This window comes from Pseudomonas sp. B21-031 (assembly GCF_024748985.1).
Lineage (GTDB): Bacteria > Pseudomonadota > Gammaproteobacteria > Pseudomonadales > Pseudomonadaceae > Aquipseudomonas > Aquipseudomonas kermanshahensis.
The window spans coordinates 2,429,821-2,443,295 of the sequence record NZ_CP087181.1; the positions used below are offsets into that span (position 1 = coordinate 2,429,821).

Genomic DNA, 13,475 nt, shown 5'->3' on the forward strand with positions numbered 1-13,475 from the left:
TCGTCCCCGGTAGGGGCGCAATCCGCCGGTCAACACCTGGAAAGGCTATGTTTCGATGGGTTTTAGGCGGTGAAACGAAGGTTTTGCTGTCGACGAGCGGTCGTGCGGGGGCCGGGCGGGAGGGCCGCCATCCTTGATATCCCCACCCCCATCCGTTATAGATAAAAAAGAAACCATAAAGAAAAGAGGCCATTTCAGCCCCCATGTACGAGATCACACGTATCTTGCGCCCCTCAGGCCCCCATTACGCACCCTGCGCTAATGGATACGGGCCCCCCCCCATGACACGCTCCCCGCTTTCGAGCCTGTACCACGTGTTGTCGATCCCGCCCGTCAACATCCTGCTTAGCCAGATGCGCAAACGCCCCGTCCCTCCACCTGCACCGTAACGCCTGAATTTCACCACCCCCGGCCTTTTGCCGTTTGGGGTTGGGGAGCCTTTGCATTTTTTTCAGCGTTCAACTGTTCAGGAATCACTATGACTCTTCGTGTCGCTATCATCGGCGCCGGCCCGTCCGGCCTTGCGCAACTGCGTGCTTTCCAATCCGCCCATGCCCAGGGCGCCCCCATGCCTGAAATCGTGTGCTTCGAGAAGCAAGCCGACTGGGGCGGTATGTGGAACTACACCTGGCGTACCGGCCTCGACCAGCATGGCGAACCCGTGCACGGCAGCATGTACCGTTACCTGTGGTCAAACGGCCCCAAGGAATGCCTGGAGTTTGCCGACTACAGCTTCGATGAACACTTTGGCCGGCCGATCTCCTCGTACCCGCCGCGCGAAGTGCTGTGGGACTATATTCAGGGCCGCGTGAAGAAGGCCGGGGTGCGCGATTACATCCGCTTCAATACCGTGGTCAAGCACGTCAGCTTCGATGAAACCACCCGCGAGTTCACCGTTAGCGCCCACGACTACAGCGCAGGGCTTGGTGTCGAGCAGGTGTTCGATTATGTGGTGGTGGCCAATGGGCACTTCTCCACCCCACACGTGCCGGAGTTCGAAGGTTTCGAGCGTTTCACCGGGCGTATCCTGCATGCCCACGATTTTCGCGAAGCGATGGAGTTCAACGGCCAGGACCTGCTCATTGTCGGTAGCAGCTATTCGGCCGAAGACATCGGCTCGCAGTGCTACAAGTACGGTGCACGCTCGATCACCACGGCCTACCGCACGCAACCGATGGGCTACAAGTGGCCCAAGGGCTGGGAAGAACGCCCGCAACTGGTCCGGGTCGAGAACGACCTGGCATTCTTCGCCGACGGATCGAACAAGCGCGTCGATGCGATCATCCTGTGCACCGGTTACCAGCATCACTTCCCGTTCCTGCCGGACGAACTCACCCTCAAGACCAACAACCGCCTGTGGCCTGCGGGGCTGTACCAAGGCGTGGTATGGGAGCAAAACCCGCAGCTGATTTACCTGGGCATGCAGGACCTCTGGTACAGCTTCAACCTGTTCGACGCACAAGCATGGTTTGCACGCGACTACATGCTGGGGCGCATCACGTTGCCGGCCAAGGCCGCCATGCATGCCGACAGCGAGCGCTGGCGCGAGGATGAGCTGGGCCTGGAAACCACGGCCTCGATGTACGAATTCCAAGGCCGATACATCAGGCACCTGATCGAGCAGACGGATTACCCAAGCTTCGATATCGAGGCGGTGAACCGCATCTTCCTGCAATGGAAGACCGACAAGAAGCACGACATCATGGGCTACCGCGACAAGTCGTACCGCTCGGTGATCACCGGTACCAAAGCGGTGCCCCACCATACCCGCTGGATGCAGGCGATGGACGACTCGCTGCAGGAGTACTTGCGCGAGACGGACGGCAAACAAGGTGAGGTGAAGGTGCTGCGCGGGTAGGGTTTTCTATCGCTTCAAACGAGGGAATGCTTTCGGCGCTGGCGCTATCGGCGTATTATTGCGACAAAGTTGGTCGGAGATTGATATGTCGCTGTACAGTGCTGGCGTCGAATATGGCATCCATTGCCTGCTGTACCTGGTGGATGAGCGCGGTGACACGCGCGAGTCCAGCGTGCGCGACCTTGCGGCGCTGCAAGGCGTGCCGCAGGAATACCTGGCCAAGGTGTTCACCAAGCTGGCTCGCGCCGGCTTGGTGGTTGCCACTGAAGGGGTGCGCGGCGGTTTCCGCCTGGCGCGGCCGTCGGATGAGATCACCGTGCTGGATATCGTCACGGCTATCGACGGGCCGAAGAAGATCTTCGATTGCCGTGAGATTCGCGAGCGTTGCACGCTGTTTGACGGCTCACCACCGGGTTGGGCGACCGAAGGCACCTGTGCCATTCATGCGGTGATGCTGGGTGCGCAAAAGCGCATGGAAGAGGCGCTGGCGCAGCAGACCATCCTAGACCTGGCGCGGCGCGTGGGGCGCAAGGCGCCTGCCGCGTTCGGGCAGCAGGTCAATGAATGGATGGGGGAGCGGCGGGATGGCAAGAGTGGCGGTGATATCCCGGTGAGTCAGGTCTAAGTCAACCTGCCCAGGCCTCTTCGCGGGCTTGCCCGCGAAGAGGCCCGACCAGGCAAACACAAATCAACGCCCCTCATGCTGCCTGCGATACGCCCCCGGCTGCACCCCAACGGCCTTGGCAAACGCCCGGGTAAACGCCGCCACCGACTGATACCCCACCTGCGCACCCACCTGCTCCACGGTGTTGCCCGCTTGCAACAGCTGGGACGCATGGCGCATGCGCAACGCCAGCAGCACCTGCCCCGGTGACTGCCCGGCCAGTTCGTTGAAACGCTTGAAAAACGCTGACCGCGACAGCCCCGTGCACGCGGCCATGCTCTCCAGCGTCCAGGCTTGCCCAGGCTGTTCGATCAGTTGCACCAGCAACGCGGCAAACGCCGGCTGCCGGGCCAGCGCCACCAGCCCGCCGAGGGGCTGCCCGGCATGCACTTGCTGGCGCAGTACGTACAGGAACAACAAATGCGTCAGCCGCTCCAGCAAGGTCTGCGACGGCGGTAGGCGTTCGCATTCTTCCAGGATCAGCCCGAACAGCGCCCGCGCCGCATGCCCGGCGGGCTCGTCGGCGCGCAACAGAATCCAGTCGGCCAGGCCTTCCACGATCAGTGACGACAACCCCGGGCGAAAGTGGAAGAACCCGCACACCAGCCCCACGCCATCGCCGGCAGTGGCATCCAGAGCCTGCATCGTCTGGCGCGGCTGGGCGCAGGCGCTGATGGGGTTCTGGTCACTGGACAGCCGATACGCCAGGTCACGCAGCAAAAAAACCGCATCCCCAGCTTCCAGCCGTATCGCCTCGGCCTGGCCATCGAGGTGCAGCCAGCAATGGCCCTGCACCACCAGGTGGAAACTGGCGCGGCCCATGCCCTGCGTGCTGGCATGCCAGCCGCCGCAATAGCGGCCGACATGAAACAGGCTGGCGTCGAGCTCCAGGCCTTCTAATAACCAATCAACAAGGTGGCTGGACGAAATCATCTAATGCAAAGACTCAGGAGCAAGGAAAGGCGACTGATGAATATGGAGGGTAGTTCTTATAACCAACAGACTGTAAGGACACCCACCACAGGAGACCCCTCCATGTCCTCGCGCATTACTTTACACACTCTGCAGAGCGCCCCGGAAGCGGCCCGTCCATTCCTTGAAAATGCCCAGAAAAATTCCGGCTTCATCCCCAACCTGCTCGGCGTGCTGGCCAACGCCCCGGCAGCGCTGGAAACCTACGTGACCGTGTCGGCGCTCAATGGCAAGTCCGAGCTGACCCTGGCCGAGCGTGAGGTGGTGCAGTTGATTGCTGCCACCCAGCATGGCTGCGACTTTTGTGTCGCAGGGCACACCGCAGTCGCCCTGAACAAGGCCAAGCTGCCGCAGGCAGTCGTCGATGCGCTGCGCGCGCGGGGTGAACTGCCCGATGCCCGTTACGAGACCTTGGCCGCGTTCGCTCGCGAAGTCATCGCCACCCGTGGCAACGTCAGCGAGGCCACCTACCAGGCATTTCGCGAGGCCGGCTTCAGCGAAGGCAACGCCTTGGAAGTGATTCTGGGCGTGAGCCTCGCAACCCTGTGCAACTTTGCTAATGTTTTCGCCCAGACGCCGCTCAACGACGAACTGAGCAAGTACCGCTGGCAGCCTTCTGCGTAATCCGCGTGTGGTGCCGGCCCCGCCGGCGTTTTCAAAGGAGTACAGACATGCAAGATTGTGCATTTCGGCAATGGCTGGATGCCAACGCCGAGGCCATTGACCAGGGCACGTGCGAGTCGCACCTGGTGCTGGCGCAGATCGCTGAAGCGCAGGTGCTGCGCATCGGCGTCGATCCGGCCCAGGGCGGCACGGGTGGGCAGGTAACCGATGCGGTCGAAGCCATCGCCGCCATTGCCAGCCGTTCGTTGGCGGCGGCCTTCGTCTGCTGGGGCCAGCGCGCCTTCATTGAATACCTGCTGCAAAGCCCTAATCAGTCACTGCGCGAACGCCTGCTGCCGAGGTTGCTGACAGGCGAGCTGGCAGGCGCCACCGGGTTGTCCAACGCCATGAAGTTTCTCTCGGGCATCGAGAGCCTGCAGGTGCGCGGGCGCCCCAGCAGCGAGGGGTGGAGCCTGGAGGGCCGCTTGCATTGGGTGACCAATCTGCGCAAGAGCGGTTTTGTGGTGGCCGCGGCCATCGAGTGCGATGCCGAGCGCGCGCCCTTCGTGTTGGCCATTCCGTCAGAGGTGCACGGGCTGGAGCGCTCGGACGACTTGCAGCTGATGGGGCTGCAATCGAGCAATACCGCCGCGCTGGCGTTCCATCAGGTCGAGCTGGGCCGCGAGTGGCTGCTGCATGAAAACGCCCGTGAGTTTCTGCCCAAGGTACGCCCGGCCTTCCTCGCGCTGCAATGCGGCATGGCCATCGGCCTGGCCCGGCGCGCGTTGGATGAAGTGGCGGCGCACCTGCAAGGCCGTGGTTCGTTCCTCGAAGAGGCCCGCCAGGTGCTCAAGGAACGCCTGGAAAACACCGTGAGTGAACTCAAGCAGGGCCTGCTCGACGGGCGCTTCCTGCAGCAGCCAGCGGCGTTGTTCAAACTGCGCATCATCCTTGCCGAAAGTGCTGCCGACGCGGTGCAGCTCGAGCTGCAGGCCAGTGGTGGCAAGGCGTACCTCAGCGAGTACGGCCAAGGTTTCGCGCGCCGTTGGCGCGAATCGGCGTTCGTGCCCATCGTCACGCCAAGCCTGGTGCAGCTGCGCGCCGAACTGCAACGCCAGGCGGGCACGGCATGAGCGAAGTCGTGCTGCAAGCCCGAGCCATCAGCCTCGGCTACCCCCGCGAGGGCGGTTGGCACGAGGTGCTGGCGCGGTTCGATCTGCAGTTGGCACCGGGCGAAGTGGTGTCCATCCTGGGCCCCAGCGGGGTTGGCAAGTCCAGCCTGTTGCGGGTGCTGGCGGGCCTGCAGGCACCGCATGGCGGCAGTGTGATGCTGCACGGCGAGCCGTTGCAAGGGCCGCACCCGCGCCTGGCGGTGGCCTTCCAGGACCCCAGCCTGTTGCCTTGGCTGAGCCTGGAAAAGAACGTCGCCTTCGGCCTGGATTTCGCCCGCCAACCCAAATTGGCCGCAACCGAACGGCGTGCGCGCATCGACCATGCCATAACCGCCGTGGGTTTGGACCATGCCCGTAACCAGTACCCGGCGCAGCTGTCCGGTGGCATGGCCCAACGCACGGCGTTGGCGCGCTGCCTGGCGCGTCAGCCTGAAGTGCTGTTGCTCGACGAGCCGTTTGGTGCGCTCGACGAAGTGACCCGCGCCGACATGCAGCAACTCCTGCTGCAACTGATCGCCACCCACAATACCGCTGCGGTGCTGATCACCCACGATATCGACGAAGCCCTGCTGCTGTCCGATCGGGTCCTGCTACTGGGCAACCACCCAGCGCAGGTGCTCGGCCAGTGGCACATCGAACTGCCGCAACCGCGTACGCAGCGGGTCGATGAACTGGGCGCGCTGCGTATCGAGATTGTCAAAACCCTTCGGCGGGCAAGCCGCACAGACCCACCTTCCTCAACCCCCTTGCCCTCGGAGGCTGTCCATGTGCATGGATGACTGCTGTTCCGCTTCTTCGCGTCGCGACTTCCTCAAGCTTGGCGCCATGCTTACCGCCGCCGGTGCATTGCCGCTGCTGTCGAGCCTGCAGGCCCGTGCGGCTGCCGAGCCGGACGCGCCGGTGCGCATCGGCTACCTGCCGATCACCGACGCCACGCCGTTGCTGGTAGCGCACAACAATGGCCTGTTCGAGGCCGAAGGCATCAAGGCCGAGCGCCCAGTGCTGCTGCGCAGTTGGGCGCAGGTGATCGAGGCGTTCATTTCGGGCCAGGTCAACGTCATCCATTTGCTGTCGCCGATGACCGTCTGGGCACGTTACGCCAGCAAGGTACCGGCCAAGGTCGTGGCCTGGAACCATGTGGGGGGTTCGGGGCTGACCGTGGCGCCCGACATTACCGACATGAAGCAGTTGGGCGGCAAGACCGTGGCCATCCCATTCTGGTACTCAATCCATAACGTGGTGCTGCAGCAGATGCTCAACGACAGCGGCCTGACCCCGGTGTCGAAACCCGCCAATGCGCAGCTGGCGGCCACCGAGGTCAACCTGCTGGTGCTGCCACCGTCCGATATGCCGCCGGCGCTGGCCAGCAAACGTATTGCCGGCTACATCGTCGCCGAACCGTTCAACGCCCTGGCCGAGAACCTTAAGGTGGGCCGCGTGCAGCGCTTTACCGGCGATGTGTGGCGCAACCACGCCTGCTGCGTGGTGTTCATGCACGAGCACGACCTCAACAACCGCCCGGAGTGGTCGCAGAAAGTGGTGAACGCCATCGTCAAGGCCCAGCAGTGGACGCGCGAGCATCGCGCCGAAGCCGCCGCGCTGCTGTCCAAGGCCGGCCCCAACAAGTACACCCCGCACGAAGTGGCGGTGTTGAGCAAAGTCCTGGCGCCAGCCGCCGAAGACCGCGCAGGCTATATCGCCAGTGGCGCGATCCAGCATCAGCAGTGGGACGAAAAACGTATCGACTTCCAGCCATACCCGTTCCCCAGCTACACCGAAGCACTGATCAAACGCCTGCAGCACACCCTGATCGAAGGCGACAGTGGTTTTTTGGCTGGCATGGACCCAGCGCACACCGCCCGCGACCTGGTCGACGACCGTTTCGTGCGTAATGCCATCGCCGCTGTTGGCGGGCCGTCGGTGTTCGGCATTGCCGACAACTTCGAGCGTAGCGAGGAGTTCGCGGTCTGATGCGCAAGCATGTCGTTCATACCAGCCTGGGCTTGGCCGGGCTGCTGGGGTTGCTGCTGGCGTGGTGGGCCGGCGTGGCATGGTTTGGCGAGGCCGATGGGCTGTCGGCGCGTTTCTCGCCGGCGGCCACCCTGGCCAGCCTGGCCGAGCTGCTGGGGCAGGGCGAGGTCTACGGCCACGTGTGGGTCAGCCTCAAGCGTATCCTGATCGGGCTGTTGCTGGCTTTGTTGATCGGTGTCCCCCTCGGCTTGCTGGTGGGCAGCTATCGGCACCTGGAGGCGGCGACCACGCCGGCCTTCCAGTTCTTGCGGATGATCTCGCCGCTGTCGTGGATGCCGGTGGTGGTGATGCTGATGGGGGTGGGTGACCAGCCGATCTATTTCCTGCTGGCATTTGCCGCGCTGTGGCCGATTTTGCTCAACACTGCAGCAGGTGTGCGTCAGCTTGACCCGCGTTGGTTGCAACTGAGCCGCAGTTTGAGTGCTACGCGCTGGGAGACCTTGTGCAAGGTCATCGTGCCAGGGGTGATCGGCCATGTGCTGACGGGCGTGCGCCTGGCCATCGGCATCCTATGGATCGTGCTGGTGCCCTGCGAGATGCTGGGGGTAAGTGCGGGGTTGGGGTATTTCATCCTCGACACCCGTGACCGGCTGGCGTATTCGGAGCTGATGGCGATGGTGCTGCTGATCGGGGTGCTGGGCTTCATGCTCGATGCCCTGGCGCGTGCGTTGCATCGGCGTTGGGTGCATGGCTGAAAAGAGCTGGGGCCGCCACGCGGCCCCACTGGTTTAATGCACGGTCTTGCGCTGGCGGACACATTCCTGCGCTTGAATAGCCAACTGGTCCAAGCGCTCGTCGCGCAGCTGTTCGGCCTCGATCATCGCCTCCTCGCCTTGCTGGTTGAGCAGGTAGGTGTGGATTTGATGCACCTCGGTGGTCTGGTAGATCGGCCCGATATCCAGCCGGCCGATCAGCGCCTCGCTGGCGTGCCCGGTGCTGCTCATCAGCACCTGCGGCCCGTTGGCAGCTACCACCTGCATGCCCATCGCTTCGAACCACGGCACCTGGCCGGCAAAGGTGTTCAGCTCGACATAGGCATGCTGCGCCTGCAGGTCACCTAACAATGCGCGGGCGATGCCTTGCCGGCGATGGCTGGCGCGCACGGCAAGAAATGCCAGTGCGCAGGTTTGCGCATCATCATCGGCCGGCAACGCCAGGGCGAAACCGAGCAGTTGGTCCGGGGCATCGGCGTCCAGCGCCAGGGTCAGCGTCACCGACAAGCCGCGTTTCCCGTCCATGGCCTGCAAGTACTGGTGCACTTCCATGCCGACGCCGTACTGGTACAGCGGATACAGCGGGTTATCGGCAAGAATGGCGACGCTGCTCAATTCGCCGACGTGATGAATCACCAGCTCACGGATCTGGTTCTGGAAAGACTCGGGCGGCACGCTGTAGAGGCGGCTCAGGATGAACATCGGGGGGCGGGCTCCGGCGGCTAGGAATACAACCCGCGCCATGCTGACGCGGGACGTACAGTTTAACCGGTTTTGCCCAATCAGCCTTGCGCCTGTAGCGCGGCGAGCATCAGGTCGAGGTTTTGCACTGCCGCCCCGGACGCGCCTTTGCCCAGATTATCGAATACGGCGGTCAGCAGCACCTGGCCATGTGCCGGGTTGGCGTACAGCGCCAGGCGCAGGTCGTTGCTGTCGTTCAACGCTTCGGGGTCGAGTGCTGCAGCCGGGCCTTGCTGGTGCAGGGGCATTACTTGAACGTAGCGGGCTCCCTGGTAGTGCTCTTCCAAGCAGGCCTGCAGGTGTTCGGCGCTGACCTGGCCGGGCAGCAGGCGCAACTGCAGCGGGATGCTGAGCACGATGCCCTGGCGATAGGCGCCGTAACCAGGCATGAACACCGGCCGTGCCGACAGCCCGGCGTGTTGCTGGATTTCCGGTACATGCTTGTGTGCCAGTTCCAGGCCATACAGCTGCAGGGTTGGGGTGTTCTCGGCACTTGGCTGCTCATGGCGCTCGACTGCGGCGCGGCCGCCGCCGGAGTACCCCGAGATGGCGTGAATGCTCAGCGGGTAATCCGCTGGCAGCAACCCGGCGGTGATCAGCGGGCGCAGCAGGGCAATCGCGCCGGTGGGGTAGCAGCCGGGGTTGCTGACGCGTGTGCTGTGGGCGATGCGCTCGGCTTGCTGCGCGTCCACTTCCGGCAGGCCATAGACCCAGCCGGGGCTGGTGCGGTGGGCGGAGCTTGCGTCGATGACCCGAACGTGCGGGTTGTGGATTGCCGCGACGGCCTCGCGGGCGGCGTCATCGGGCAGGCAGAGCACGGCGATGTCGGCGCTGTTGATGGCTTCGGCGCGGCGCTGCGGGTCTTTACGCTCGGCCTCGGGCAGGGTCAGCAGGCGTACGTCATTGCGCCCGTGTAGGCGGGCGTGAATCTGCAGGCCAGTGGTGCCTTGGTCACCGTCGATAAAGACAACAGGGGTATGCATGGTCGAGGTCCGGTCAGGGGAGGGTGGCCTATGCTCGCCTGCGGCTGGACTAAAGGAAATTTGAATATCATGATGCTGATATTCATTATTTCTGAAGCTAGTCATGCGCGAAATCAGCCTCGACCGCCTCCGCACGCTGGTCGAAATCACCGACCTCGGCTCGTTTGCCGAGGCCGCTCGCCGGCTCAACCTGGCCCCACCCACCATCAGCCTGCATGTGGCCGAGCTGGAGGCACGGGTAGGCGCGCCGTTGCTCACCCGCAACCGTGGGCAGGTACGGCCTACGGCCATCGGCGAGACGCTGCTGGCCCGAGCCCGTCGCTTGCTGGCCGATGCCGACCTGGCGCTGGATGAGGTGCGCCGTCAGGTCGAGGGGCTGACTGGCCGGGTTCGCCTGGGGGCTTCGACTGGCGCCATTGCCCACCTGTTGCCCAAAGCGCTCGAGTATCTGCGCGAAGTGCACCCGGGGATCGATGTGCAGGTGCAGGTGCTGACTTCGCAGGCGTCGCTGGCGCGGTTGCGCGAGGGGGCCTTGGACATTGGCCTGGTGGCCTTGCCGCAAGTGGCAGGCAAAGGGCTCAAGATCACCCCGTGGCGACGCGATCCGATCTTGGCCTACGTGCCGGCCGACTGGCAGCCGCCGGCCAAGGTTACCCCGGCATGGCTGGCGCAGCGGGCGTTGATTCTCAACGACAACAGCACGCAGTTGTCGCGGGTGACGGGGGAATGGTTCGCTGCGGCGGGGTTGTTCCCCGAGCCGCGCATCGAGCTGAACTACAACGATGCAATCAAAAGCCTGGTGGGCGCCGGCTACGGCGCGACATTGCTGCCGCAGGAGGGCGAGGCGCCCGAGCTGGACCGGCGGATTGCCCGGCGACCGTTGCGTCCGGGGTTGTGGCGGCAACTGGGCATCGCCTGCCGTGAAGGGCAGGCTGAACGTGCCACAGCGCATGTGCTCGAGGCTTTGGAGCGGCTGTTGTAGGGGGCGGGTGCATGCCTCCTGGCCGCCCGCCTCAAGCCCCTGATGCACCCCAAATCAGAACCAGCGGTCATTCTTCTTCCGCCCACGCGTCAGCGCCGGCAAGATCAACCCCATCAGCAGGCCCGCGCCTGCAATACTGCCGCCGTACACCATATAGCGCATCATCACCTGTTTGTTCTCATCCCCCAGGCGGGCCTGGGTATCGCGCAAGGTCGACTGGCTCTGGTCGAGCTGTTCGTTCAGCGCTTTGTTGCGCGCTTGCAATTCGTCGATCAGTTGCTTGCGCGAATCCAGTGTCTCTTGCATGCCCTGCACGCGGTTTTTCCAGCTGTCATCGATGTTCTTGAGCTGCCCGGACAGGTCGGCGACCTGGGCATCGAGTTGCGGCAGGCGTTCGCCCTGGCCCGGCACCGCCTGCAGGTCGCTGCTGAGGATCCACACCAGGTCGCCATTCTGCCCACGCACCTGGCTGTAGTTGCCTTGGGTGGTGACCAGCGTCAGTTTCTGGCCGGACTTGAGGGTGCCGACAATCCGGTGGCCATCGGTCGGGCCGCTGCGCACGTAGGTGCTCAGGCTGTCGCTGACCCAGCGCGCATCGCTGGCAGGCTCCTCGGCATGCACTGGGGCGGCGAGGGCCACCAGGGCTGCGATCAGGCCGCCGCGCAGGGCTGGGAGGGCGGAGAATGTGGGGCGGGATTCGGGCATGTTGGTCTTCGCTGAAACAGGACAAAAGTAGGCCCGCTGACTGGGCCGGTGAACCGGTCGGTGAGTTGACCGTCAGCGAAAGACCTTTTTTATGTAAGCAGGTTCACTACCTAACGTCGGAAATGTCTGCAGAATGTTGCAAAGACCGGCCGTCCTGAAGGCGTATGCCGGGCCACGCAGCGGCGCCGACGGCAAGGCCGTGAACTAGACTCAAAGGCCCACTCTCATTCATGGAGCCCTGCCATGACTGCCAAAAACACGATCTGCCTGTGGTACGACCATGACGCCGAAGAGGCGGCCAACTTCTACGCCCGCACCTTCCCCGACAGCCGGGTAGTGGCGGTGCACCAAGCCCCTAGCGACTACCCGTCGGGCAAGCAAGGCGATGTGATTACTGTCGAGTTCATCGTCATGGGTATCCCTTGCGTTGGGCTCAATGGGGGTAAGGCTTTTAGCCATAGCGAGGCGTTCTCGTTTCAGGTCAGCACCGAAGACCAGGCCGAGACCGACCGGTTGTGGGATGCCATCGTCAGCCATGGCGGCGAGGCCAGCGTCTGTGGCTGGTGCAAGGACAAGTGGGGGCTGTCTTGGCAAATCTGCCCACGCATCCTGATCGAGGCCATTGCCAATCCCGACCGGGCTGCTGCCAAGCGGGCGTTCGAAGCCATGATGGAAATGGGCAAAATCGATGTCGCCAAGATCGAGGCAGCATTGAAGGGGTGACCCCCTTACCCGGTAGGAGCAGCCTTGTGCTGCGAAGAGGCCGGTGATAACACAGTGAGTCTGTAGGAGCAGCCTTGTGCTGCGAAGAGGCCAGTGATAACACAGTGAATCTTTAGTGTTATCACCGGCCTCTTCGCAGCACAAGGCTGCTCCTACAGTCCCTATGCCGTGGCAAGCCCTGGGCCCCGGCATACCATAAATTGACGCTTCCGTTCTATTCCATGCCGATCGCCAGGGCTACAGTTCAGCCAGTCCTTCACAAAAGCCCGCTACCCCGAGGCTTTACCAGCGTGCCACGCACCGCTTGCTCAACCATAAGATCATCACCGTTCTGATTCGCTCACCGCTTTTTGAGCACCCTGCCAATCGCACGTCTGCAGCTGTTTCCGCCCATGGAAAGGATGCCGATCATTTATTGGTCATAACAAAAAGAAAGAGGGTCGTATGAGCCATGCCGATGAGATTCTTTCGGTAAACAACATCTTCAAAGTGTTCGGCCCCAACCCGAACATGGCCATGGAGATGCTCCGCAAGGGCGCCGACAAGAACGAAATCTTCAGCAAGACCGGCCACGTCGTCGGCGTGTTCGATGCAAGCTTTTCCGTCAAACGTGGCGAGATCTTCGTCATCATGGGCCTGTCGGGCTCGGGCAAGTCGACCATGGTGCGGCTGTTCAACCGCCTGATCGAGCCCACTTCTGGCAGCATCCACCTCAACGACCGCGAAATCACCGGCCTGTCCGATAAAGCCCTGCTCGATGTGCGCCGCAAGGAAATGGGCATGGTGTTCCAGTCCTTCGCCCTGATGCCGCACATGAGCGTGCTGCAGAACACCGCCTTCGGCCTGGAAATCGCCGGCGTTGCTGAAACCGAACGCCACCGCCGTGCCCGCGAGGCGCTGAGCCAGGTCGGCCTGGCCGGCCACGAGCACAGCTACCCGCACCAGCTGTCCGGCGGCATGCAGCAGCGCGTGGGCCTGGCCCGGGCGCTGGCCAACGACCCGACCATCCTGTTGATGGACGAAGCCTTCTCGGCCCTCGACCCGTTGATCCGCAACGAGATGCAGGGCGAGCTGATGCGCCTGCAGGCCGAGCAGCAGCGCACCATCATCTTCATTTCCCACGACATTGAGGAAGCCATCCGCATCGGCCATCGCATCGCGATCATGGAGGGCGGCCGGGTGGTGCAAATCGGCACCCCGCAACAGCTGATCAACCAGCCGGCCAACGATTACGTGCGCGCGTTCTTCAAGACCTTCAACAGCCGCTGCCAGTGTTCCAGCCTGGCCAACAGCACGCCGTTGCAGTCCCTGAGCCGCCACTGACCCCA

The 13,475-nt window shown here is 63.3% G+C and carries 14 protein-coding genes; 10 read left to right on the plus strand and 4 right to left on the minus strand.

Translation table 11 applies throughout. The annotated features are described in order from the left end of the window. Positions 1-478 precede the first annotated feature (478 nt). Together LOY53_RS10825 and LOY53_RS10830 are read left to right on the plus strand one after the other, a co-directional pair. Positions 479-1,858, plus strand: a complete 1,380-nt coding sequence (locus LOY53_RS10825) for an NAD(P)-binding domain-containing protein (protein WP_252823714.1) — start codon at positions 479-481, stop codon at positions 1,856-1,858. Between the two features lie 85 nt (positions 1,859-1,943). Then, on the plus strand, positions 1,944-2,483 hold the full coding sequence (locus LOY53_RS10830) for an Rrf2 family transcriptional regulator (protein ID WP_252823716.1): 540 nt from the start codon (positions 1,944-1,946) through the stop codon (positions 2,481-2,483). Between the two features lie 63 nt (positions 2,484-2,546). Here LOY53_RS10830 and LOY53_RS10835 read toward each other — a convergent pair whose 3' ends face one another. Next, positions 2,547-3,455: an AraC family transcriptional regulator gene (locus tag LOY53_RS10835; RefSeq protein ID WP_252823717.1), complete on the minus strand. Its 909-nt coding sequence runs from the start codon at positions 3,453-3,455 to the stop codon at positions 2,547-2,549. Between the two features lie 102 nt (positions 3,456-3,557). Here LOY53_RS10835 and LOY53_RS10840 point away from each other — a divergent pair, with 102 nt between their 5' ends. From LOY53_RS10840 to LOY53_RS10860, 5 genes are read left to right on the plus strand one after another with little or no spacing between them, the layout of a single operon-like run. After that, on the plus strand, positions 3,558-4,118 hold the full coding sequence (locus LOY53_RS10840; RefSeq protein WP_099454458.1) for a carboxymuconolactone decarboxylase family protein: 561 nt from the start codon (positions 3,558-3,560) through the stop codon (positions 4,116-4,118). Positions 4,119-4,165: 47 nt separating this feature from the next. After that, positions 4,166-5,230 (plus strand): acyl-CoA dehydrogenase family protein, encoded by a 1,065-nt coding sequence (locus LOY53_RS10845; protein WP_252823719.1) that lies wholly within the window; start codon positions 4,166-4,168, stop codon positions 5,228-5,230. After that, positions 5,227-6,048, plus strand: a complete 822-nt coding sequence (locus LOY53_RS10850; protein ID WP_258703994.1) for an ABC transporter ATP-binding protein — start codon at positions 5,227-5,229, stop codon at positions 6,046-6,048. The genes LOY53_RS10845 and LOY53_RS10850 overlap by 4 nt, the downstream gene beginning before the upstream one ends. Beyond that, complete coding sequence (locus LOY53_RS10855) at positions 6,035-7,240, plus strand: ABC transporter substrate-binding protein (protein ID WP_258703995.1); 1,206 nt, start codon at positions 6,035-6,037, stop codon at positions 7,238-7,240. Before LOY53_RS10850 ends, LOY53_RS10855 begins: the two co-directional genes overlap by 14 nt. Further along, a complete protein-coding gene (locus LOY53_RS10860; protein WP_099454454.1) occupies positions 7,240-7,995 on the plus strand; it encodes an ABC transporter permease in 756 nt (251 codons plus the stop codon). Before LOY53_RS10855 ends, LOY53_RS10860 begins: the two co-directional genes overlap by 1 nt. A gap of 33 nt (positions 7,996-8,028) precedes the next feature. On the opposite strand, the gene LOY53_RS10865 is transcribed toward LOY53_RS10860, so the two are convergent. Next, entirely contained in the window at positions 8,029-8,715 is a 687-nt protein-coding gene (locus LOY53_RS10865) for a GNAT family N-acetyltransferase (RefSeq protein WP_258703996.1), read from the minus strand. 80 nt (positions 8,716-8,795) lie between these two features. Then, positions 8,796-9,737, minus strand: coding sequence for an N-acetyl-gamma-glutamyl-phosphate reductase (gene argC, locus LOY53_RS10870; protein ID WP_258703997.1), 942 nt, complete (start codon positions 9,735-9,737; stop codon positions 8,796-8,798). A gap of 103 nt (positions 9,738-9,840) precedes the next feature. On the opposite strand from argC, the gene LOY53_RS10875 reads away from it, so the two are divergent. Continuing rightward, positions 9,841-10,719, plus strand: a complete 879-nt coding sequence (locus tag LOY53_RS10875) for a LysR family transcriptional regulator (protein WP_027595393.1) — start codon at positions 9,841-9,843, stop codon at positions 10,717-10,719. Positions 10,720-10,773: 54 nt separating this feature from the next. Here LOY53_RS10875 and LOY53_RS10880 read toward each other — a convergent pair whose 3' ends face one another. Continuing rightward, positions 10,774-11,424 carry a TIGR04211 family SH3 domain-containing protein gene (locus LOY53_RS10880; protein ID WP_099454451.1) on the minus strand — a complete coding sequence of 217 codons (651 nt, stop codon included), beginning with the start codon at positions 11,422-11,424 and terminating at the stop codon, positions 10,774-10,776. Positions 11,425-11,667: 243 nt separating this feature from the next. On the opposite strand from LOY53_RS10880, the gene LOY53_RS10885 reads away from it, so the two are divergent. Together LOY53_RS10885 and LOY53_RS10890 are read left to right on the plus strand one after the other, a co-directional pair. After that, positions 11,668-12,147 carry a VOC family protein gene (locus tag LOY53_RS10885; protein ID WP_252823726.1) on the plus strand — a complete coding sequence of 160 codons (480 nt, stop codon included), beginning with the start codon at positions 11,668-11,670 and terminating at the stop codon, positions 12,145-12,147. 444 nt (positions 12,148-12,591) lie between these two features. Beyond that, positions 12,592-13,470 carry a glycine betaine/L-proline ABC transporter ATP-binding protein gene (locus LOY53_RS10890; RefSeq protein WP_276534033.1) on the plus strand — a complete coding sequence of 293 codons (879 nt, stop codon included), beginning with the start codon at positions 12,592-12,594 and terminating at the stop codon, positions 13,468-13,470. Positions 13,471-13,475 lie beyond the last annotated feature (5 nt).